This window comes from Arthrobacter sp. ZBG10 (assembly GCF_001238605.1).
In the GTDB taxonomy this organism is placed as follows: domain Bacteria; phylum Actinomycetota; class Actinomycetes; order Actinomycetales; family Micrococcaceae; genus Arthrobacter.
In genome coordinates, this window is record NZ_LFQH01000070.1 from 18598 (window position 1) to 40045 (window position 21448).

Sequence of the window (21448 nt, forward strand, 5' to 3'; positions counted from 1 at the left end):
CAGGTAACTCTACCGGGTCCTGCCCGGCGCGCCCCTATTGGGCCGGGGCGCCTTGCCGGTGATGGCGGTTACCACGCTGTCCTGGGCCAGGAGGCCCGTCACCTTGCCGTTGTGGTCCACAACGGCATAGTGCCTGCCTTTCACCTGGGACAGGAAGCCGATCAGCTCCTGGCCCCGGGACCACTCCGGGACGTAGGCGCCGGCGGCCAAGGCAAAGGATACGGCGGTGATTGGGGTGACCGCCGCTGCAGCGTCCGGCACGGAGTGCAGCGCTGCGGGTTGCACCACGCCTTCCGGTCGGCCGTCTGCGCCGCAGACCACCACGCTGACCGTTCCGCCGGCGCTGCTGGCCAGGGCGTCCTTAACAGACGCGGTGGCGGGAAGCCCGGTGGCCGGCGTCGACAATCCGGCGGCGGTGACTCCCGGGAGCCGGGTGCGGAATTGTCCCTGCTGGATGGATGCCGACGCGCCCATCCAGAGGAAGCTACCCACCAGGACGGTGATCATGACCAGGCCCAGGTCCGGGTCGTCGCCGGCCAGGAAGGGACGGATGAGGAACCAGTAGGCAATGCCCACCACAATGAGCCGGCCGCCCCAGCCGGCGGCGATAGTGCCTTTCGCCTGGCTGCCGGTGGCCTTCCAGACAGCGGATTCCACCATGCGGCCGCCGTCCAGGGGCAGGCCGGGCAGGACGTTGAACACGCCGATGAGGAAGTTGGCCCACATAAAGATGTTGGTCAGGATCTCCGCGACGCTCCCCATGGAGGTGTTGGCCAGGACCAGCCAGGCGCCCCCGGCCAGGACAAAGTTGGCGGCAGGCCCGGCCAGGGCCACCAGGACGGAGCGGCCGGGAGACGCGGTGAAGCTTTCGAACTGGGTATGTCCGCCCCAGAGGTTCAGGACGATTTTTTCCGTGGGCCAGCCGTAGATCTTTGCGGTCAGGGCGTGCGCCAGCTCGTGGACCAGGACCGAGATGAGGAGCAGGACTGCGTAGGCGAAGGCCACAACGTAGGCGCTGGTTCCAAGCGCCGGGTTGCTGCGGGCAAGGACAGGGCCGTAAACGATCACGGTGAAAGCCGCGATGATGAACCACGAATAGGCAAGGACCACGGGAACGCCGAAGATCCGGCCCAGCGGAATGCCTTCGCGGCGGACCGGGGTGCTGGTTTCAGTCATGGGCGTGCCCTGTTGCGGGCACCGGCGCTGCCGGCTCCTGGCCGGTCAGCAGCAAAGCTTCCAAATCTGCCGGTGACCGGCCGGCCAAAGTGTCCCAGCGGGTGTAGCGGTCATCCAGGGGCAACGGCACGATGTGCGGGATGGCGACGGTGGCCACACCGGAGGCAACGGCTGCCGCCACGCCCGGAGCCGAGTCCTCCAGGGCAACGCAGTCACCGATATTCAGGTTCGGGTCGGTTTCCTGGAGGAGTTCGACGGCGGTCAGGTACGCCTCGGGGTGCGGCTTCCCCTGGGTCACGGAGTCGCCGGTGACAATGACCTCAAAGTAGGGCCGTGGCAGGCTGGCAACAACTTCCCGGGCCAGCGGGCCTTCGGACATGGTGACCAGGGCGCATCGGATGCCGGCGCCGTGGAGCTCCTCAAGGAGTTCTTTCGCGCCGGGCCGCCAGGGCACCTCCTGCCGGACGCTGCGGACCACTTCACCGGTCAGCACGTCGATGATCTCCCGGATTTCAAGGGCCACACCGGCTTGTTGCAGCAGACTGGCGGAGTAGTCCAGCGACTGGCCCACCAGCTGCACCGCCTGCTGGTGCGACCATGTCCCGCCGTGGGCTTCCACCAGTGCATGCTCGGCAGCCATCCAATAGGGCTCCGTGTCCACGATGGTCCCGTCCATGTCCCAGAGGACGGCTTTGAGTGGGGAATGTGGGGAGGGGGATCGCATGCTGCACAGTCTACGGCGACTCGCTGGAAGGTTGCTGGTGGGTACGCCCACGGCGAATACGCCTGTTGTGCCTGCTGACCGCGCGGGGGCGGGACACTTTTGCGGCGGTTCATGCACTGCGGGAGGGCGGTTCTTGGACGTAGGGTGAAGAAATGAATAGCTTCGAGGAAGACACCACCGAACCGGGTGCCGTACCGGGGCAGGAGCGGTTCCTGCAGCCTGTGGCTGAGGGACGGCGCGTAACAGTGATGCTTGCAGCTTTCGAAGGCTGGAACGATGCGGGGGAAGCGGCCAGCGACTCCCTGCGCTACCTGAATAAGCTCTGGGGCGGCAAAAAGGCGGCGTCGATAGACGCCGACGAATATTACGACTTCCAGTTCACCCGGCCCACCGTCCGCCGGAATGCGTCGGGTGAACGCAAGATCAAGTGGCCGTCCACCCGGATCTACAAAGCCAGCGCCCCCAGCTCCAATGTGGACGTGATTTTTGTCCAGGGCACGGAGCCGTCCTATAAGTGGCGGGCCTATACCGCCGAACTGCTGGTCCACGCCGAAGCGCTGAACGTCGATTACGTGGTGTTGGTGGGGGCACTGCTCGCGGATGTTCCGCACAGCCGGCCCATCCCCGTCAGCACCTCGTCCGACGACGGTCCGCTCCGGGAGCGGATGAACCTGGAGGCCTCCCAGTACGAGGGGCCGGTGGGCATCGTCGGCGTCCTGTCCGAGGTGGCGCTCCTGGCCGGCCTTCCCACCATCTCGCTGTGGGCTGCGGTGCCGCACTATGTGGCCCAGGCGCCATCTCCCAAGGCACAGCTTGCCCTGCTGCACCGGATCGAGGAGCTGCTCCAGGTCCCGCTGGACATCCACGAGCTGGCTGAGGAATCCGATGCCTGGGAGCGGGGCGTGGATGAGCTCGCCACCGAGGACCCCGAGATCGCCGCCTACGTCCGGCAACTGGAAGAAGCCAAGGACACCGCCGACCTGCCGGAGGCCACCGGGGAGTCCATCGCCCGGGAATTCGAGCGTTACCTCAAGCGGCGCGGCCAGGACCGGCCCTGAATGCAGAGCGGCGCCGGTCCTGGGGACCGGCGCCGCATCAGTATTGCTGACCCTGGCTAGAGCACAACACCCAGCAGGGCGTCCACGGCGTCGCTGACCAGCGCCTGGTCGGTCAAACTTGCCGGACCGCCGTCGGACATTGCCTGCTGCGCCCACTGGGACACCGCAGCCACGGCTGCGGGGGCGTTGAGGTCCGCGGCGAGGGCGTCGCGCATCCGGGCGACCAACGGCGCCGCAGAGCCTTCCGGCGCATGCCCGAGCGCCTGGCGCCACAGGCTGATCTCCGCTTTGGCTGCGGCGAAGCCTTCGTCAGTCCAGGACCAGTCCGAGCGGTAGTGGTGGGCCAGGATGGCCAGCCGGATCGCTGCAGGGTCCTCCCCCGCTGCGCGCAGCCGGGACACCAGCACCAGGTTTCCCTTGGACTTGCTCATCTTCTCGCCGTCCAGGCCCACCATGCCGGCATGTGCATAGTGCCGGGCCAGCGGAACACCGGCCAGGGAGTACGCATGTCCGGCCCCCATCTCGTGGTGCGGGAAGACCAGGTCCGAGCCGCCGCCCTGCACCGTGAACGGGGCCGGCAGATACTGCTGTGCGATGACGGTGCACTCGATGTGCCAGCCGGGCCTGCCGGCGCCAAGGCTTGCGCCGGGCCAGTGGGGTTCGCCCTCGCGGGCCACCCGCCACAGCAGCGGGTCGAGTGCCTGCCGCTTCCCGGCCCGGCCGGGGTCGCCGCCACGCTCGGCAAAGAGCTCCAGCATTTCACTTTCGGCGAGCCCGGAGATGGCGCCCAACGTCCATGCATCGGGTGCCACCGACTGCTTTCCCGCGGCCTCAACGTCGTAATAGACGTCGCCGTCCGGTTCACCGTTGCTGCCCTGGACGGTGTAGGCCAGGCCAAGTGCCACCAGCTTTTCCACGGCGGGAACAATCAGGGCGATGGATTCCACGGCGCCCACGTAACGGTCCGGGGCCAGGACGTTCAAGGCTTCCATGTCCGTCTGGAAGAGTTCGATCTGGCTGGCGGCCAGGTCCCGCCAGTCAACGCCGGTGGCGGTGGCCCGCTCCAGCAGTGGATCATCCACGTCGGTGACGTTCTGGACGTACGCAACCCGGTGGCCGGCGTCGCGCCACACACGGTTCAGCAGGTCAAAGGCGACGTAGCTGGCGGCGTGGCCCATGTGGGTGGCGTCGTACGGGGTAATGCCGCAGACGTACATCGAGGGCGACGGGCCAGCATCCAGCGCAGTTTCGCGGCCTGCTGCGGTGTCGAACAACCGGATGGCAGGCATGCTTCCGGGCAGGGTTGGAACGGGGCGGGAGGTCCAGGATTTCACAGGGCAAGCCTAGTGCTACGCGGCGATGACACCGAAACCGAGCAGGATGTACAGGGCGAGGCCCAGGAGGATCCGGTACCAGACAAAGAGCCGGTAGCTGCGGGTGGAAACGAATTTCAGGAACCAGCCGATGATCACATAGCCCACCACAAAGGCGATGACGGTTGCCAGAGCGGTTTCGGGCAGGCCGTACGGGCCGGTCAGCCCGTCCTTGGACACCACCTTGTACAACTGGTACAGCCCGCTGCCGAACACGGCCGGGATGGCCAGGAGGAAGGAGTAGCGGGCCGCCGCTTCCCGGTTGTAGCCCATCAGGAGCCCCGCGGTGATGGTTCCGCCGGACCGTGACACGCCTGGAATCAGGGCCATGGCCTGGGCGAGGCCAAAGAAGATGCCGTGCTTGTAGGTCAGCTGGGTGAGGTCCCGTTCCTGCTTGCCCACGGCGTCGGCCACGGCAAGGATCAGGCCGAAGACGATCAGCATGGTGGCCACGATCCACATGCTGCGGAGCACGGACTCGATCTGGTCCTGGAACAGCAGGCCCAGCACGATGATGGGCAGGCTGCCCAGGATCACCAGCCAGCCCATGCGGGCGTCGGGATCCTGCCGGGAGACTTTGCCGCTCAGGGATCCGGCCCAGGCTTTGACGATCCGGACAATGTCCCGCCAGAAATACACCAGCACGGCCGTCTCTGTACCCAGCTGGGTGATGGCGGTGAACGCCGCCCCCGGATCAGCGGCGCCAGGCAGGAACTGCCCCACAATCCGCAGATGCGCGCTTGACGAGATGGGTAGAAATTCGGTCAGTCCCTGCACTAGGCCCAGCAGGGCCACCTCAAACCAGTTCACGGTAAGACCCTACGTCATGGGCAGCTGTACTCCAGCCCGTAAGCTTGCAGCTATGCAGCAGCGTTACGTCGGCAACAGTGGTTTGCGAGTCTCCGCCCTTTCGCTGGGCACCATGTCCTGGGGCGCCGGAACAGACGAGCAGGACGCCGCGGCGCTGCTCCGCACCTTCCTCGACGCCGGCGGCCGGCTGGTGGACACCGCAGCGTCCTATGCCGACGGCCAGTCCGAAGCCATCATCGGGTCCCTGCTGAATGATGTGGTGGCCAGGACGGAAATTTCGATTTCCACCAAGGCAGGAATGACGACGCCGGCCGGCCGGCTCGCCGTCGACGCGTCCCGCAACGCGATGCTCACCGGCCTCGACGCCAGCCTGGCGCGACTGGGCACCGACTATGTGGACGTCTGGTTTGCCCAGGCCTGGGACGGCAACGTTCCGCTGGAGGAAACCCTGTCCGCCCTGGAATTCGCTGTCCGCTCCGGCCGGGCACGCTACGCGGGAGTGTCCAACTTCAGCGGCTGGCAGGCCGCCAAAGCCGCTGCGATCGCCGGTTTCCCGTTGGTGGCGGCGCAGGCGGAGTACTCCCTGCTGCAGCGCAAACCCGAAACCGAACTGGTCCCCGCCATTGAGGACGCAGGCCTTGGCCTGATGGCGTGGGCCCCGCTGGGCCGGGGCGTCCTCACCGGTAAGTACCGCGGCAGCATCCCCTCCGGTTCACGCGCCGCGTCGGCGGCCGATGCCTCCTATGTGGAGGCGTACCTCGACGAGCCGGCGTCGCGGACCGTGGAAGCTGCCTGCATGGCAGCCAAGGGGCTGGGCCGTTCCGCCCTGGACGTGTCCCTCAGCTGGCTGCTGCGCCAGCCCGGCGTGGCCACGGCTGTGGTGGGGCCGCGCACACCGGTACAGCTCAAGGAGATCCTGGACGCGCAGCTGACGCCGCTGCCACCGGAAATCTCCAGCGCCCTGGATGACGTGTCCTTCAAGGCGGCTTAGTCCTCGAGAATTTCGAGGTCCTCGTCCGCGTCACTTTCCTCGTCCTCGTCCTCGTCATCAAAGATCTGGAGCGGGGTCACTTCGTTGTACGCTTCGTAAAGAGCGTCCTCATAGACTTCGAAAGCATCTGCTACCGCAAAAAATGCTGCTTCCACTGAGGGGTCACCATCTCCACGGCGGTTGGATGCTGCTATAAGGTGTTCTTCCAAAGCTGTGGTCAGGGACGAAAGCGCGACACGCGGATCGATGCTCATGACAACACGCTAGCCGGAAAAGGACGAAAATGGAGAGCAATGAAGGAACAATTTCTCACCAGCTCGGTCCAGCGGGAACGGGACTATCTTCGCCAGTACGAGTACCTCGTCCTGACGGTCAGCCCTGAGGATTCACTGCTCGAGGCGAGGCGCAGGCTTGTTGAACATTCCGAGTACGGCAAATGGGAGCTTGAGCGCAGCCGGCTGTACGTGGGTGGCGGCAGGCGGTTCTGGCTCCGCCGCCGGGTGATGCAGGTCCAGCGGACCGTTTAGGTCCCGGTTCAGTCCGCCAACGGCCCCAACCAGGCGTTGGCCACGGTGTTGTGCGCGCTCTCGTCATCCGAGGGGTGGAACATTCCCGCCAGCACGTCGCGGTAGAGGCGTTCCAGCTCCGAGCCCCGGAAGTAGCTGGACCCGCCGCTGACCCGGATGGCCAGGTCCACCACGCGGCGCGCAGTTTCGGTGGCGTTGACCTTCAGGCCCACCAGCTTGGGGAACCATTGCCCGCCGTGGTCAACCAGCCGGTCCACGTCAGCAGCCACTGACTGCAGCTGCGGGTACAGGTTGTCCATTGCCATGGCCGCCTCCGCAACCTTCCACCGGATGTCCGGGTCCTGGGCGTAGCTCCTGCCGCCGTTCTTCAGCGAGGTGCGCCGCTTGGCGGTTTCAACACCCACAGTGAGCGCACGTTCCCCCAGCCCGGTATATACGGCCGCCAGCAGCGTTTCGAAGCACGCAAAGATGGCGAAAACCAGCGGGTCCGGATTGGGCCCCACGGGGAGCTTGCGGAAGATCCGGTCCGCCGTCACCACGGCACCGGCCAGGACGGTGGTGCCCGACTGGCTGGCGCGCATGCCAAGGGTGTCCCAGTCGTCCTTGATGAGGTAGCCCGGAGTGTCCCTGGTTATGAACCCGTGCACCAGTTCGCCCTCGCCGTCCCGGCCGGCAGCGTCCTTGCCGAAGATCCCCAGCCGCGTCCAGGCCGGCGACAGGCTGGTGAAGATCTTGGTCCCCGTAAACGAGTAGCCACCATCGGGCAGCGGTTCGGCGACCGTGCGCGAGTCGAACAGGACGGAATCGTTCCCGGCCTCCGAGTTACCGAAGGCAAAGACCTCCCCCTGCGCCGCCTCCGCCAGGATGAAGTCCAGGGAGTGGTCGCCCCGGGCGCCGAGGACGCAGGCGACGCCGGTCCACACCAGGTGCATGTTGACCGCCAGGGCCGTGGCCGGGGCCGCCGTGGCCAGCCGCCGCTGGCACTGCGCCGCGGCTTCGAGGCCAAGGCCCAGGCCGCCGTCGTCCGTGGGGACAAACAGTTTCAGGTAACCGGCGGCCGCCAGCTCCGCCAGGTCTTCGTGGAAGAAGGTGTTGTCCCGGTCATAGCCGGCCGCCCTGCCCCTGATGCGTTCCAGCAGGGGGTCCGGCAGGACATCCTCGGGGGTCACGACGGCGCCTGTCAGTAGTTGGTGAGCAGCGTGTCCAGGACCCTGGCCCCGAACTTCAGCGAATCGGCGGGCACACGCTCGTCCACGCCGTGGAACATCCCCGTGAAGTCAAGGTCGTCCGGGAGCATCAGGGGCGCGAAACCGTACCCGGTGATACCAAGCCGGCTCAGGGATTTGTTGTCCGTGCCGCCCGAAAGGGTATACGGCAGGACCTTGGCGCCGGGGTCCTCGGAATGGAGCGCATCGATCATGGAGTCAACCAGGTTGCCGGCGAAAGGCACCTCGAGGGAGACGTCCTGGTGGACGTAGCTGACGTCGACGCCGGCCCCGGCGAGGTCGCGGACAATCTCCAGGACGCGGTCCTGCTGGCCGGGCAGCGTGCGGCAGTCGATCAGGGCTTCGGCGGATTCGGGGATGACGTTGTGCTTGTAGCCGCCCTTGAGGAGGGTGGGGTTGGTGGTGTTCTGCAGCGTTGCGCCCACAAAGCGGGCCACGGTGCCCAACTGGTCCAGCAGCAGGTCCGGGTTGTCCGCATCAAATTCGACGCCGGTCAGTTCCGTGACGCCATCCAGGAACTGGCGCGTGGTGGGCGTCAGTTCGATGGGCCACTTGTAGTCGCCGATGCGTGTGACGGCGGCGGCGAGCCTGGTGACCGCATTGTCGGTGTTGATCTGCGAGCCGTGGCCGGCCCGGCCGTGCGCCACGAGGCGCAGCCAGGAGATGCCTTTTTCGGCGGTCTGCAGGAGATAGGTGCGCTGCCCGCCGATGGTGGCCGAGAAGCCGCCCACCTCGGAGATCGCTTCGGTGGCGCCTTCGAAGAGTTCGGGGCGTTTATCCACCGCGTAGCGGGCGCCGTACTCGCCACCGGCTTCCTCGTCGGCGAAAAACGCAAAGATGATGTCGCGCTTGGGCTTTTTGCCGGACCGGGCGAAGCCGCGCAGTACGGACAGGATCATGGCGTCCATGTCCTTCATGTCCACCGCGCCGCGGCCCCAGATCAGTCCATCCTTGAGCTCGGCGCCAAACGGGTCCACTGACCACTGGTCGCGCAGGGCGGGGACCACGTCCAGGTGGCCGTGGACCACCAGGGCACTGGCGGCCGGGTCTTCGCCGGCCATCCTGGTGACAACGTTGGCCCGGCCGGGTGCGGACTCGAAGATCTCAGCGGAGAGGCCCACCTCTTCAATCAGGCCTGCCGCGTATTCGGCGGCCGCACGCTCCCCCGGACCCGATCCATCGCCGTAGTTCGAAGTGTCGATCCGGATGAGGTCCTGGCAGATCCGGACAACTTCATCCTCAGGCAGGACGTCAGGCATGGAAAACTCCTCGGGTTTGGTGGCTGGTGGGGTGTTCCCAACTGCTGCCCTCAGCCTACCCACACGCCCCCCACAGGCGCCGATTCCATGTTTCGGGAAAGTTCATGTTAGAGTTTTTCTCGCTGCTTCCGAGAGATGCGAAACGCCGAAAGGCGGGAAACGTCGTCGGGAAACACCCTGCGCGGGTGGCGGAATGGCAGACGCGCTAGCTTGAGGTGCTAGTCCTCGAAAGGGGGTGGGGGTTCAAGTCCCCCTCCGCGCACAAACGAAAAACCCCGGAAAATCAATGATTTTCCGGGGTTTTTCTGCGTTCCCGGTGTTATGCCATCCGGTGACTCCGCGGCGCCCGGGGATCCGTTACCGCTAAGCAAAGCAGGGAGCCCACCGTGAGCGGTGGACTCCCTGCCTATGTTGCGGTGGTTAGTTGCCTGTGGGCTGGTCGTAGACCTGCCCGGCCGGGTTGGCCGGCATGAGTGTCAGGATGAAGACTGCCAGCGCGCCCAGGAACGGAACGAGGTTGAGCAGGATGAGCCAGCCGCTGAAGTTCCCGTCGTGGAGCCTGCGGACAGTCAACGCCAGGGACGGGACAAAAATGGCCAGGCCCCACAGCAGGATCAGGGACCCCACGATGAAGAACCCCGGGCCGGCCATGGGGCTGCCGTTAACGTCGGTGGTGGAGCTGGTGGCAGCGGCGATGCCGGCCACAATGTAAAGGACGGTGATGACGATGGCGTTGGCCAGCGTGAACCACCAGTACTCGCTGCGGCTTGCACGGCCGGAGAACGTGGCGTACTTCTTGAAGAAGCGGCGGACGGCCACCGGCAGCGAAGCGCCATAGTGCGGTGCCCACAGCGGAACCTCGCCTGTCGGAGCAAAAGCTGCCTGCTGTTGGTCTGGATATTGTGGATAGCTCAAGGGAACCCCCCGGTTGTTCGAGTGATGCGACGTGATAATAGTAGGGCCTGGCCAGCCTAAATCTGTTCGTTGGAGTAACTTTTGTTCCGGCTGCAGGGTCAGCCGCGGGATTCACGGCAGGCCCAGGGTCCCGACGGCCGCCAGCACGTCGGCCACCGTTACTCCGAGCAGTGCCGGATCCGGTTGCTGTGCGAACGTGTCTCCCCGGCGCAGCGCGGCCCGGGTGAGGACCACGTGCGGTCCCGGCGGCGGACCCCAGATCTCCGGCGGAGCAGGTCCGAAGAGGACAACTGATGGCGTTCCGTAGGCTGAGGCGAGGTGGGCTGCGCCAGTGTCGGCGGAGACCACCAGCCGGGCAGCGGACACAGTGGCCGCGAACTGCGCAAGCGGCAGTTTTCCAGCGAGTACTGATTCCGCTGGCAGGCCTGCCAGGGTGCAGACCTGAAGTGCCCGGTCCCGTTCGGCACTGCTGCCAGTGAACACCACGGCGTGCCCTGCCCGGTCCAGGGCCGTTGCCACTGCCGCAAACCGCTCCGCCGGCCACAGCCGGCTTCCGTAGGCAGCACCGACATGGAGGACCGTGGCGCCAGGTGCGCTGCTGGGAACCCGGGGTGCCTGCAGCCGGACATCAAGGGGGTCGGCGGCGACGCCATGCCAGGCCAGCAGCCTGACCCAGCGTTCGCGCTCATGCAGGTCCGCGTCCCACGCAGGACCGTCCCGGTGCAGGCCGCGGTGGCCCATGGTGGTCCGTGCCTGCAGGGCATCGATGCGGCCCTGGCTTTCCGGGCCGCTGCCGTGAAGGTTGACTGCCACGTCCACCACGCCAGGCGCCAGTGCCAGGGGTTCATCCAATCCGTGGGTGGGCAGGAGTTCGTAGCCGCCCACCAGGTCCAGTGCTTCCGTGAGCCACCCCTGGGCCGCATACCGCAGGCGGTGGCCCGGGAAGGCACGGCGGAGCCCTTTCAAGGCAGGGACGGCCACCAGTAAGTCGCCGAGTTTCAAGGCCCGGAGCACCAGCAATTCCGGCTTGGCCTCCCGGATGCCGGCTGCTTCCGGGTGCGCCGTTCCGACGATCATCCTTGCCGTCCGGGGCGTGGCGTGGATACCAGGCTGCGCACGTCTTCATACACTCCCTGGACAGGCACTCCCGCCACCACAGAATCATCGTGGCCGCACCTGGGCGCAGTCCAGCCCACCTGGGTCACGTCGATTCCGCACGCCGGACAGGCGGTGGTCCAGCCCAGCTGGACGCGGTGCAGGCTGCGGCCCAGGGGGCCGGCGTTGATCATGTTGCCTACCCAGAAGATGCCCACTGTGGGGGTACCCAGTGCCTGGGCCAGGTGCCTCGGTCCGCTGTCGTTCCCCACCACCACATCCGCTGCCGCCAGGACGTCCACCAGCCCGGCCAGGTCCAGTTCGCCCGCCAGGGAAACTACTGGCGCAGGCGCGGCAAGGGCGAGGATCCGTTGGGCCAGTGGGCGGTCGCTTTCATCCCCCACCAGCACCACGGCGCAGCCATCGGCGGCACATGCCGCTGCAAGTTCCGCGAAGTGCGCCACCGGCCAGCGGCGGCGGGGATCTGTGGCTCCCGGGTGGACGACCACCAAAGGCCGGCTGCCGGCGTCGTCCGGAAGGACTGCAGCGGCACCGGCCGAAGGCGCGGCAGCAAGCCGGGCCTCGAGGTCCACCGGGGCTGCCCCCGCCAGTCCTGCCACTTCCAGCGCCCGCAGGGGTTCGTGCTGGTAATACAGATAGGGAACGGTGCGCTCAAGGCTCGCGGCATCGGCCGTCCTGGTCCCCACGGTGTGCCGTGCATCCAATCGCAGCAAAAAAGGATTGGAATAGCGGCCGCCGCCATGCAGTTGGACTGCGAGGTCGAATTGGCGGCGCTGCATATCCGCAAAAAAGGCGTCCACGGCAGCAGGGTCCTTTGTCCCGGGACGGACCCCCTCAGCGAAGGGCAGGATCTGCACCTCATCCACCGCGGACTGCACTGCAGCCAGCAGGCTCCGGTGGACGGGCGTGCCCAGCAAGGTAATGACCGCGCCCGGATATGCGCTCCTGAGGGCAGTGATTGCCGGCAGTGCAAAAATCAGGTCGCCCAGGCCACCGCCGCGAAGCACCGCGATCCGGCGTACGCCGCTGAACCTTTGCAGGACCGGACCGACGGCGGTATCCATCTGTTCGGCGCCGCCGAATTCAGCTGTGAGGTGATCCACCGATCTCCCCTTCCGGTGTGGCGGGTGCCGCCATTGCCGTGGGCAAGCCGCCGTCAGTGCTGCCACAATAGGGCCAAACCGGGCTCTCCGCCAGTCCGTTCCGGCACCGGGGCGGGCGCCGCGCCGGTCACCACCTCTTGGGGAATACCGGGTTGATGCTGTACGTTTCATACGCGACAGGCGAACCAAAGAAAAGAGAAGCACCCAAAGTGGCAACCGATTACGATGAACTGCGTTCCGACGTCAAGGAATCGCAGGACAACTCACTCGAGCAGCTCCAGTCTGCCAATGCTCCCGACGCGCGCAGCGTTGTCCTGGAGCTGGATGAGGCTGACGGGCTGGACGGCGCCGGAGTTCCCGGAGGCGAATTTGTCGCCGAAGAACTTGTGGTGCAGGTCATTCCGCAGGCTGACGACGAGTTTACCTGCTACTCCTGCTTCCTGGTCCGTCACCGGTCCCAGATCGCGAAGCAGAAGGACGGCCACAGCTACTGCACGGAGTGCGAAGGCTAATCCGTCCACCCCGTTCGGGGCGGCGGGATGACCCGCGGCCCCGTTGCCTTGAGGGCACGCCCCGATTCCGGCGTGCCTTTTGGCTTTTAACCCGGACCCTACACGGAAACAACGGTACCCATGGACTTCGCCGGCAACGCCGGGCAGTGGCTTGCTGCCCTTTTCAGCCGGGCAGAGCTGCCTGCCATCACCGCGGTGGAGCTCCTGGTGGCGCTGCTGGCGGCCATTACCCTTTCCATTCCGCAGGCCTCGTGGCGATATTTCGGCCTGCTGACCACTGCCACGCATGAGCTGGGCCACGCGTTCGCGGCGGTGCTGAGCGGCCAGCGGCTCTCGGGAATCACGCTGCGGCTGGACCACTCCGGGACCACCACCAGCTACAGCAGGAGCCGGGCGGCCGCCGCCTGGTCGTGTTTCTGGGGTTATCCTGTACCCGCCCTGGCGGGAGCGGCCTTCGTCTGGTGCGGCTTCAGCGGGTGGGGGCCGGCGGCCCTGGCCACGGGAACCATCATACTGGCCGTCTCGCTGGTGTTCCTGCGCAACCCGGCAGGCTTCCTCATCACCTTCAGCGCGATCGGCGCTTCGGCTGGCCTGCTGCTGCTGGTCCCCCACGCGTTTGCGGGGCACGTTGCAGTCGTCCTGGGACTGGCCCTCCTGGTGGGGGCGGTCCGGGACATCTTCAAACTCGTCCACCTGCACCTCAAGCGGCGGAACCGGCTGTCGAGCTCGGACGCCTATATCCTCTACCGCGCCACGAGGGTGCCGTCGGGGCTGTGGATCGCCGCGTTTGCCGTGGTGGTTGCAGCCGCCTGGCTGCTGGCCTGGCAGCCGATCGCGCGGATTCCGTTGCCGGGCGCATAGGCTGGAGCGATGAGCCAGGACACGGACAGCAAGCAGAAGGCCTCCGACAGCGGGGCGGACCACAGCACGCGCGGGGCTTACGTTACGGGCGGCGCGGAATTCACCCGGGACACCAACTACATCGAAGACCGGATCACCAGCGACGGCAAACCCGGTGCCAATGGGGAACCCGGCTGGCCGGTGGAAACCGGACGCTACCGGCTCATCGCCGCCCGGGCCTGCCCCTGGGCCAACCGCACGGTGATTGTGCGCCGCCTGCTGGGCCTCGAGGACGCAATCTCCCTGGGCCAACCAGGCCCCACCCACGACTCCCGCTCCTGGACCTTCGACCTGGATCCCGGCGGTGTGGACCCGGTGCTGGGGATTGAGCGGATCCAGGACGCCTACTTCACCCGCTTCCCCGGCTATCCGCGGGGCATCACTGTCCCGGCACTGGTGGACGTGCCATCCGGGGCCGTGGTGACCAATAACTTCCCGCAGATCACCCTGGACTTCTCAACCGAGTGGAAGGCATTCCACCGGTCCGGGGCACCGGATCTCTACCCCGAACACCTGCGCGCCGAAATCGACCACGTCAACAAGCGGGTGTTCACCGAAGTCAACAACGGTGTGTACCGCTGCGGGTTTGCCGGCTCCCAGGACGCCTACAACGCGGCTTACGACCGGCTGTGGACAGCCCTGGACTGGCTGGAGGAGCGGCTTTCCGGCCAGCGGTTCCTGGTGGGTGAGACCATCACGGAGGCGGACGTACGGCTGTTCACCACCCTGGCCCGCTTTGACGCCGTCTACCACGGCCATTTCAAATGTAACCGGCAAAAACTGACAGAGATGCCCGCGCTCTGGGGTTACGCCCGTGACCTGTTCCAGACGCCCGGCTTCGGCGACACCACCGATTTTGTGCAGATCAAGCAGCACTATTACATCGTCCACGAGGACATCAACCCCACCGGAATCGTCCCCGCCGGACCTGACCTTTCCGGGTGGTTGGAAGCCCACGGCCGCGAGGCCCTGGGCGGGCGCCCGTTTGGCGATGGGACTCCCCCGGGACCTGTCCGCGCCGGCGAGGAAGTCCTGCCCGGGCACGGTGCGGCCCCTCGAGTGGAAAGCGCTTTCTGACTAGACTGGCAGGATGCAGATTTCGTCAGGCTTTGCCGCTCCTGGTTATGAAAGCGTCCGGGACCTCTTTGACTCCTTCCTGGCAGCGGACCCGGACTACAGCGCCCAGGTGGCGGCCTACCACCACGGAAAAGTTGTGGTCCGCCTCACCGGCGGCCCGGACATGGCCCCGGACACGGTGACCGGGGCCTATTCCTGCTCCAAGGGGGTTGCCGCCATGGTGATTGCACTCCTGGTGCAGGACGGGCTGCTTAACCTGGATGCCGCCGTCGCGCACTACTGGCCGGAATTTGCAGTGCACGGCAAGGACCGGCTGCTGGTCCGCGAGGCGCTGTCGCACCAGGCCGGGCTGATGGGCTTGGCGGGCGGAATTGCCCTCGAGGATTTCACCACAGCCGCCGGAGCCGCACGGCTGGCCGCCGCCCGTCCCACCTGGCGGCCCGGCAGCCAGTTCGGCTACCACGCCCTTACCATCGGAATCATCATGGAGGAACTGTGCCGGCGCACCGCGGGCCGGTCCCTGCAGGAGCTGTACAACCAGCTGATCCGTACCCCGCACGGTGTGGACTTCTTCCTGGGCCTTCCCGGGGACCACGAACACCGGTACCGCGACGTGCTGTACGCAGCTGCCCCGGAGGACCAGATCTGGCTGGACCCCCTGAGCCTGGAAGGCCTGAACGGCAACGCTCCGGTAAGCACCATCATGGAGTTGCCCAACCTCCGGATTGTCCGTGCGGCAGGCATGTCGGCCGCCGGTGGTGTTGGCTCAGCCGAAGGGCTGGCGCGGCTCTACGCGGCCGCCGCCACGGGGGTGGACGGCGGTGCTGCTTTCCTCCAGCCCGGGACCATCGAGGCGATGGCCCAGGAGCAGGTCTGGGGATTGGACCGGTCCTCCGGACAGGACAACGCCTTCGCGGTTGTTTTTATGAAACCGCACCCCACGCGGAATTTCGGCAGCCACCGTGCGTTTGGTCACGAAGGCGCCAACGCGGCCCTGGGTTTCGCGGACCCCGCCTACGCCCTGTCCTATGGCTACATTCCGCGGCGTGCGGAGGAAGGCCGCACGCCGGGCAAGGCCCACCGGCTGGCCGCGGAGGTCCGCCGGTCAGCTGCCGCCACCTTGTCGTAGGCCGCCCCCGGCCCTACTGTGGGGCTGATGCATAAAGCTCCAGCACGTAACAACGTCAGGTGGGCACGGGGAACCCAGCTTCTGAAACAGGCAGTCACCGGCTTGTCGGCCGCCTTCGCGGCCCAGCGCCTCCAGCTGGCGGCCAAAGCCGCCCTCGCGGCGGGGCTGGCGTTCCTGATAGCGCCCCTGATGCCTGGGGCCGCAGCGCAGTACCCCTACTACGCACCCCTCGGCGCCCTCGTGGCGATGTACCACAACGTGGCCGGCTCGGTGCGGCAGGGACTGCAGGCACTGATCGGCCTGTCGCTTGGCATCGGCCTCGCATTCATCCTGGTCAACGTCACAGACCCCTCCCCGCTGACAGTTGCCGTTTTTATGGGCATCGGGGTCCTGCTCGGCGGGCTGCCGCTGATCGGCTCAGGCAGCGACTGGATTCCGACGGCGGCCCTGCTGGTGTTGCTGGTGGGCGGAAGCAATCCGGACGACTTCTCGTTTGGCTACCTGGTGCAGATGGGCGCCGGCGTGGCGGTGGGCATTGGCGTCAATTTCCTGATCTTTCCACCGCTGCACCTGAACGCCGCCGCCTCGAGCCTGGCCGACCTGCGCCGCGCCCTGGGCCGGCAGCTCACGGACATGGGCTCGGCCCTGAAGGAGCAGTGGCCGCCCGAACACGAGGAGTGGTCCAGCCGTTCGGAGGAGCTTGCGGCGGCTGCGAGGTCCGTGCGGCACCTGGTCAAGGAAGCGGATGCCAGCCGCCGGGCCAATCCGCGGCGGAAGCTGCATCCCCGCGACGTGGAGGGCGACTACCGCGACCTGCGGAACCTGGAACGGGTCACCTTCCACATCCAGGACATGACGGACGTCCTCACCGACGTGATCTGGGACAGCGACGTGCCATACGACGTTCCGGTGCAGGACAGCGGTCCCTTGGCGGACGCGATGACCGCGACGGGCAGCTATCTCACCGCCTCAGCCGACGTGAAAGCCGACGGCAAGGCTGTGGGCTTCGACTCGGAAGGCTTCGATGCAGCGCGGACGGCGGTGGAAGCCTGCATGGCCTCCACCGCCGGCCGTGAGGCGGAACCGGAGATGGTTCCGGCCTCGGAATCAATCCTCCTCAGCCTGCACCGGATCCTCCGGGCCCTGCGGCCCCCCAACTAAAGCGCAGTCACCGACCCCGCGAAATGGCGGCGCCCGGACCTCGGGCTCCAGGCCACAAAGTCGGACCTGCCCGGTTCGGCACCCCCGCCGTGGGTGGACCTGATTTCCAACGCCACCCGGCAGGGCAGGAATACCGGTGCGTCGAAGCTGACGTCCCAGGTGAAGGCATCCCCGCGGGCCGGGCCCACATCCGCAAGTGCCCTTGAGGCCAGGTACATGCCGTGCGCGATGGACCGCCGCATGCCCAGGGCCTTGGCGGACAGCACGCTCAGGTGGATCGGGTTGAAGTCACCGGACACGGCCGCGTAGGCCCGGCCTGTGTCGACTCCCAGCTGCCAGGACGCCGTGGGATCCGGGGCGGTGAAGTCCGGGCGTGCCGGGGCAGTGGATGGCTTGTCGATGCCGGGCAGGAACACACCCTTGGCGAGGTACGTGGAGACGCCCCGCCAGCAGGGAAGCGCACGTCCGGCCTGCCGCACTTCAGTCACCACGTCCACCTGGGTTCCGGCCCGGTGTCCACGCAGGTTTTCCACCCGGGACGTCATATCCAGGGTGTCGGTGAAGACCAGGGGCCGCAGGTTCGCCACGGTGTTGCTGAGGTGGATCATCCCCAGCAACGGGAGCGGGAAGTCGTCCCGGTTCAGCACACTCATGGCCAGCGGAAAGGAGAGTGCGTGGATGAACCCGGCGGGAAGCACGTCACTGGCAGTCTCCCCCACCAGGTGCTGGTAGGCGGTGAGGTTGCCTACATCCACCGCCACACCGCGGACTTCATGGCTGTCCCCGGGAAGGGCGGGAAGGTCGTGCGCACCCAGGATCCTTCGGCGCGCAGCCTGGGCTGCGGCGTTGACATAAAGCTTGGACAACGACGGCATCTCGCCCAGGATCACCGGCTGGCCGGTGCTCATGCTCCCACCAGGTTCTGCCCGCAGACCCGGAGTACCTGGCCATTGATGCCGCCGGCGGCACCGCTGGCCAGGAAGGCGATCGCTTCGGCCACATCGATGGGCTGGCCGCCCTGCTGGAGCGAGTTGGCCCGGCGGCCCAGTTCACGCAGGGCCACCGGAATCCGGGCCGTCATGTCCGTTTCGATGAAGCCCGGTGCCACGGCGTTGATGGTGCCGCCGTAAGCTGCGATGAGCGGCGCGGTGGCACGCACCATGCCCATCACGCCGCCTTTGGATGCCGCGTAATTGGTTTGGCCCCTGTTGCCCGCGATGCCACTGGTCGAGGCCAGGGAGACGATCCGCGGTGCAGTACGGAAATGGTCCGATGCCAGCAGCGCCTCGTTGATCCGCAATTGCGCCGCGATGTTGATGTTGATGACGGAGTTCCACTTCGCCTCGTCCATGTTGGCGAGCAGTTTGTCCCTGGTGATGCCGGCGTTGTGGATGACGACGTCCAGGCCGCCATGGCGTTGCACGGCGTGGTCGATGATGCGCTGGCCGGCACCGGGCGTGGTGATGTCCAACTGCAGGGCGGTGCCGCGGACCTCATTGGCGACGGCGGCCAGCCGGTCACCGGCGGCCGGGACGTCCACCAGGACCAGGGTGGCGCCGTCACGGTGGAGGGTCCTGGCGATCTCGGCGCCGATGCCGCGCGCGGCGCCGGTCACGACGGCGGTCCTGCCTGCCAGCGGCCGGTCAGGGGTGTCCTGGGGATCGCTGCCCGTGCCCGTCACGGTGATGAACTGGCCATCGACGAAGGCAGAGCGGCCGGACAGGAAAAACCGCATGGCAGCCAGCGAGCTGGGACTGGTGGGTGCCACGTCCGGGGCCAGGAGCACGCCGTTTCCGGTTGCCCCGCGGCGCAGTTCCTTCGCCAGCGAGCGGAGGAACCCGTCCACGCCCTGCCGGGCGGCCGCCGCGGCGGGATCGGCGGTGTCCGACGCCGGCCGCGACACGGTGATGACCCGCCCGCCGGGTCCGAGGTCACGGAGGGAAGCGGCCACCACCAGGACCGGGCCGGCAAGGTCCTCCGGCGTCACCACGTCGTCCAGGACCAGGATGATGGCGCCGAGCCGTTCGCGGGGCACCGCGTGCCGGCGGACGTCCAGGTCCCAGGCCAAAAGCTCGGCAGCGAGGCTGTCGGCGCCCGGGGTGCTGCCCTGCACCAGGACAGGCCCGGTGATCAGCGGCTGCCCCGGCTGGTACCGGCGCAGGAAAGCAGGCTGCGGCAGGCCAAGTTTTTTGGCCAGGTTCCTGCCGAGGCCCTGATTGACCAGTTGGGTGTACTTGTCGGTCATGGTGTCCCCTACAGAGATTCGAGAATGGCGACGACGCCCTGGCCGCCGGCAGCGCAGACGGACACCAGGCCCCGCGCGGGGCGGCCTTCGGTGCTGCCCTTCTGGTGCAGCATCTTGGCCAGTGAGGCCACAATGCGGCCACCGGTGGCCGCGAACGGATGCCCTGCGGCCAGCGAGGAACCGTGGACGTTCAACCGGCTCCTGTCGATGCTGCCCAACGCGCCGGGCAGGCCCAGCCGGGTCCGGCAGAACTCCTCGTCCTCCCAGGCCGCCAGGGTGCTGAGCACGGTGGCGGCAAAGGCTTCGTGGATTTCGAAGAAGTCGATGTCGTCGAGGGTGAGCCCCTGCCGGGCCAAGAGGCGCGGAACGGCGAAAACAGGTGCCATCAGGAGGCCGTCCTTGCCATGCACAAAGTCAACGGCTGCGGCCTCGGCGTCCACCACTGCGGCGAGCTTGGGCAGGTCGTGGGCGTCAGCCCATTCGTCGGAGGCCAGCAGGACGGTGGCGGCACCATCCGTCAGGGGTGTCGAGTTCCCCGCCGTCATGGTGGCGTCCGCGCCAAGGCCCTTGCCGAACACGGGCTTCAGGGTGCCCAGCTTTTCCAGCGATGTATCTGCGCGCAGGTTGCCGTCGCGGGCCAGGCCGCGGTAGGGGGTGACGAGGTCGTCGAAGAAGCCTGCGTCGTAGGCAGCCGCCAGGTTGCGGTGGCTGTTGAACGCAAGCTCGTCCTGGGCCGCGCGGGAAATCTTCCACTGCGCCGTGGTGAGGGCCTGGTGTTCGCCCATGGACAGGCCGGTCCGTGGCTCGGCGGTGCCGGGCGCCAAGGGTGCCAGGTCCTTGGGCCGGAGCCGGCTGAGGATCTGGAGGCGCTGCGGGATGGTCCTGGCCCGGTTCAGGTCCAGGATGACGGCGCGCAGGCCTTCGCTGACCACCACAGGGGCGTCCGAGGCGGAATCCACTCCTGCGGCGATCGCAGACTCGATCTGGCCCAGCTTGATCTTGTTGGCAAGTCCCACCACGGTTTCAAGCCCTGTGGCGCAGGCCTGCTGCAGATCGTAGGCCGGGGTTTCGGCGGACAACGCGGATCCCAGCACAGCCTCGCGGGTCAGGTTGAAGTCGCGGGAGTGCTTGAGGACGGCACCTGCCGCCACCTCGCCCAGCCGCTCGTCCTGCAGGCCAAACCTGGCGATCAGTCCGTCCAGCGCTGCCGTGAGCATGTCCTGGTTGGAGGACTTTGCGTACGCTCCCCCGGACCTGGCGAACGGGATCCTGTTGCCGCCCACGATCACTGCGCGACGGACGGCTGCTGCACCTGCGGAGCCGGTTTTGGCGGGGCCTGCTGTGGGTTGTCCAACACTGGACATGGGGTCTCCTTTGGTCACGGGGCGGTTACCGATACCCAGCGTACCTGATACGCTGGGTATCGTGAACATCCAGGAACCCGGCGCCGGCGATACCGCGGCCGGCAGCCCCGACGGACGCTCCTCCCGCTGGCAGAACCACCGGGACGAACGGCGCCGTGAACTGATCAAGGCCGCACGCCGCGCCGTGCACACCCTGGGCAGTGATGCCTCCATGGAGGACATCGCGACGGCGGCCGGAACGTCGAAGTCCGTGTTCTACCGGTACTTCGGGGACAAGGCCGGGCTCCAGCAGGCGGTGGGCGAAGTGGTTCTCCGGCAGATGCAGCGCCGCATCCAGGAAGCAGCACAAGGCGCCCAGGTGCCGCGGGAGGGACTGCTGGCCATGGTGTCCGCCTACCTGCAAATGGCGGAGACCAGCCCCAACGTGTACTCGTTTGTGACCCGCTACGGTGTGGGCGAGCCGGACGCCACCCCCGGGTCTGCGGCAGCCCCGGGCGCGCTGGGCCATTTCTTCGATGCGATCGCCGACATGATCGCCGTGCCCATGCGTTCCCACCTGGGTGAAGGTAAGGAAGCGGTTATCGGCTACTGGCCGAAGGCTGCGATCGGGCTGGTCCGCAATGCCGGCGAACAGTGGCTTGGCACGCCTGACTCTCCCGCCAAACCGGGCCAGGAAGCCATGGCCCGCCAAATCACCACCTGGCTCTGCGTGGGCGTCGCCTCAGACCTGCCCGCCCCGCCAGCCATCCACAACTCCCTGTCACTACCAACGAAGGACTGAC

General features: G+C 67.1%; 22 protein-coding genes and 1 tRNA gene. 10 read left to right on the plus strand and 13 right to left on the minus strand.

Annotation, left to right across the window (positions count from 1 at the left end; translation table 11 throughout):
* Positions 1-9: 9 nt before the first annotated feature.
* Positions 10-1176, minus strand: a complete 1167-nt coding sequence (locus ACU18_RS16455) for a site-2 protease family protein (protein WP_050687324.1) — start codon at positions 1174-1176, stop codon at positions 10-12.
* Positions 1169-1900, minus strand: coding sequence for an HAD family hydrolase (locus ACU18_RS16460; protein WP_050687325.1), 732 nt, complete (start codon positions 1898-1900; stop codon positions 1169-1171). The genes ACU18_RS16455 and ACU18_RS16460 overlap by 8 nt, the downstream gene beginning before the upstream one ends.
* 152 nt (positions 1901-2052) lie before the next feature.
* On the opposite strand from ACU18_RS16460, the gene ACU18_RS16465 reads away from it, so the two are divergent.
* Positions 2053-2958 (plus strand): PAC2 family protein, encoded by a 906-nt coding sequence (locus ACU18_RS16465; RefSeq protein WP_050687326.1) that lies wholly within the window; start codon positions 2053-2055, stop codon positions 2956-2958.
* Between the two features lie 56 nt (positions 2959-3014).
* On the opposite strand, the gene mshC is transcribed toward ACU18_RS16465, so the two are convergent.
* Both mshC and ACU18_RS16475 read right to left on the minus strand, forming a co-directional pair.
* Positions 3015-4292 carry a cysteine--1-D-myo-inosityl 2-amino-2-deoxy-alpha-D-glucopyranoside ligase gene (gene mshC / locus ACU18_RS16470; protein ID WP_050687327.1) on the minus strand — a complete coding sequence of 426 codons (1278 nt, stop codon included), beginning with the start codon at positions 4290-4292 and terminating at the stop codon, positions 3015-3017.
* A gap of 15 nt (positions 4293-4307) precedes the next feature.
* Positions 4308-5141, minus strand: coding sequence for an undecaprenyl-diphosphate phosphatase (locus ACU18_RS16475; RefSeq protein WP_050687328.1), 834 nt, complete (start codon positions 5139-5141; stop codon positions 4308-4310).
* A 52-nt stretch (positions 5142-5193) separates the two neighbouring features.
* Here ACU18_RS16475 and ACU18_RS16480 point away from each other — a divergent pair, with 52 nt between their 5' ends.
* Positions 5194-6132, plus strand: a complete 939-nt coding sequence (locus ACU18_RS16480) for an aldo/keto reductase (RefSeq protein ID WP_050687329.1) — start codon at positions 5194-5196, stop codon at positions 6130-6132.
* On the opposite strand, the gene ACU18_RS16485 is transcribed toward ACU18_RS16480, so the two are convergent.
* On the minus strand, positions 6129-6386 hold the full coding sequence (locus ACU18_RS16485; RefSeq protein ID WP_050687332.1) for a hypothetical protein: 258 nt from the start codon (positions 6384-6386) through the stop codon (positions 6129-6131). The two genes, ACU18_RS16480 and ACU18_RS16485, sit on opposite strands and share 4 nt — an antisense overlap.
* A 39-nt stretch (positions 6387-6425) precedes the next feature.
* On the opposite strand from ACU18_RS16485, the gene ACU18_RS16490 reads away from it, so the two are divergent.
* Positions 6426-6659 carry a DUF5703 family protein gene (locus ACU18_RS16490; protein ID WP_050687334.1) on the plus strand — a complete coding sequence of 78 codons (234 nt, stop codon included), beginning with the start codon at positions 6426-6428 and terminating at the stop codon, positions 6657-6659.
* 8 nt (positions 6660-6667) lie between these two features.
* Here ACU18_RS16490 and ACU18_RS16495 read toward each other — a convergent pair whose 3' ends face one another.
* Positions 6668-7828 (minus strand): acyl-CoA dehydrogenase family protein, encoded by a 1161-nt coding sequence (locus tag ACU18_RS16495; protein WP_050687337.1) that lies wholly within the window; start codon positions 7826-7828, stop codon positions 6668-6670.
* A gap of 11 nt (positions 7829-7839) precedes the next feature.
* Entirely contained in the window at positions 7840-9144 is a 1305-nt protein-coding gene (locus ACU18_RS16500) for a M20/M25/M40 family metallo-hydrolase (RefSeq protein WP_050687339.1), read from the minus strand.
* Between the two features lie 179 nt (positions 9145-9323).
* On the opposite strand from ACU18_RS16500, the gene ACU18_RS16505 reads away from it, so the two are divergent.
* Positions 9324-9406, plus strand: a tRNA-Leu gene (locus ACU18_RS16505).
* Positions 9407-9564: 158 nt separating this feature from the next.
* Here the strand turns inward: ACU18_RS16505 and ACU18_RS16510 are convergent.
* From ACU18_RS16510 to ACU18_RS16520, 3 genes are all read right to left on the minus strand, one after another.
* The gene (locus tag ACU18_RS16510) at positions 9565-10059 is read right to left on the minus strand and encodes a DUF805 domain-containing protein (protein WP_050687340.1); all 495 of its coding nucleotides are present in this window, start codon (positions 10057-10059) and stop codon (positions 9565-9567) included.
* Between the two features lie 111 nt (positions 10060-10170).
* The gene (locus tag ACU18_RS16515; RefSeq protein ID WP_050687342.1) at positions 10171-11136 is read right to left on the minus strand and encodes a glycosyltransferase family 9 protein; all 966 of its coding nucleotides are present in this window, start codon (positions 11134-11136) and stop codon (positions 10171-10173) included.
* A complete protein-coding gene (locus ACU18_RS16520; RefSeq protein WP_231686114.1) occupies positions 11133-12278 on the minus strand; it encodes a glycosyltransferase family 9 protein in 1146 nt (381 codons plus the stop codon). Before ACU18_RS16520 ends, ACU18_RS16515 begins: the two co-directional genes overlap by 4 nt.
* A gap of 209 nt (positions 12279-12487) precedes the next feature.
* Between ACU18_RS16520 and ACU18_RS16525 the strand changes: the two genes are divergently transcribed.
* From ACU18_RS16525 to ACU18_RS16545, 5 genes are all read left to right on the plus strand, one after another.
* Positions 12488-12790, plus strand: a complete 303-nt coding sequence (locus tag ACU18_RS16525; RefSeq protein ID WP_050687344.1) for a DUF4193 domain-containing protein — start codon at positions 12488-12490, stop codon at positions 12788-12790.
* Between the two features lie 120 nt (positions 12791-12910).
* Positions 12911-13651, plus strand: a complete 741-nt coding sequence (locus ACU18_RS16530) for a M50 family metallopeptidase (protein ID WP_050687346.1) — start codon at positions 12911-12913, stop codon at positions 13649-13651.
* 9 nt (positions 13652-13660) lie between these two features.
* A complete protein-coding gene (locus tag ACU18_RS16535; protein WP_050687348.1) occupies positions 13661-14767 on the plus strand; it encodes a glutathione S-transferase family protein in 1107 nt (368 codons plus the stop codon).
* A gap of 13 nt (positions 14768-14780) precedes the next feature.
* On the plus strand, positions 14781-15896 hold the full coding sequence (locus tag ACU18_RS16540; RefSeq protein ID WP_050687349.1) for a serine hydrolase domain-containing protein: 1116 nt from the start codon (positions 14781-14783) through the stop codon (positions 15894-15896).
* Positions 15897-15923: 27 nt separating this feature from the next.
* Complete coding sequence (locus ACU18_RS16545; RefSeq protein WP_231686115.1) at positions 15924-17057, plus strand: FUSC family protein; 1134 nt, start codon at positions 15924-15926, stop codon at positions 17055-17057.
* Here ACU18_RS16545 and ACU18_RS16550 read toward each other — a convergent pair.
* Genes ACU18_RS16550 through ACU18_RS16560 form a run of 3 tightly spaced genes read right to left on the minus strand, consistent with a single transcriptional unit; the run spans position 17054 to position 20666 of the window.
* Positions 17054-17965 carry a MaoC family dehydratase gene (locus ACU18_RS16550; protein WP_050687351.1) on the minus strand — a complete coding sequence of 304 codons (912 nt, stop codon included), beginning with the start codon at positions 17963-17965 and terminating at the stop codon, positions 17054-17056. The genes ACU18_RS16545 and ACU18_RS16550 overlap by 4 nt on opposite strands.
* Positions 17962-19302 carry a 3-oxoacyl-ACP reductase gene (locus tag ACU18_RS16555; RefSeq protein ID WP_050687353.1) on the minus strand — a complete coding sequence of 447 codons (1341 nt, stop codon included), beginning with the start codon at positions 19300-19302 and terminating at the stop codon, positions 17962-17964. Before ACU18_RS16555 ends, ACU18_RS16550 begins: the two co-directional genes overlap by 4 nt.
* An 8-nt stretch (positions 19303-19310) precedes the next feature.
* On the minus strand, positions 19311-20666 hold the full coding sequence (locus ACU18_RS16560; RefSeq protein ID WP_050687355.1) for an acetyl-CoA C-acetyltransferase: 1356 nt from the start codon (positions 20664-20666) through the stop codon (positions 19311-19313).
* Positions 20667-20727: 61 nt separating this feature from the next.
* Here ACU18_RS16560 and ACU18_RS16565 point away from each other — a divergent pair, with 61 nt between their 5' ends.
* On the plus strand, positions 20728-21447 hold the full coding sequence (locus ACU18_RS16565) for a TetR/AcrR family transcriptional regulator (RefSeq protein ID WP_231686116.1): 720 nt from the start codon (positions 20728-20730) through the stop codon (positions 21445-21447).
* The last annotated feature ends 1 nt before the right edge of the window (position 21448 follow it).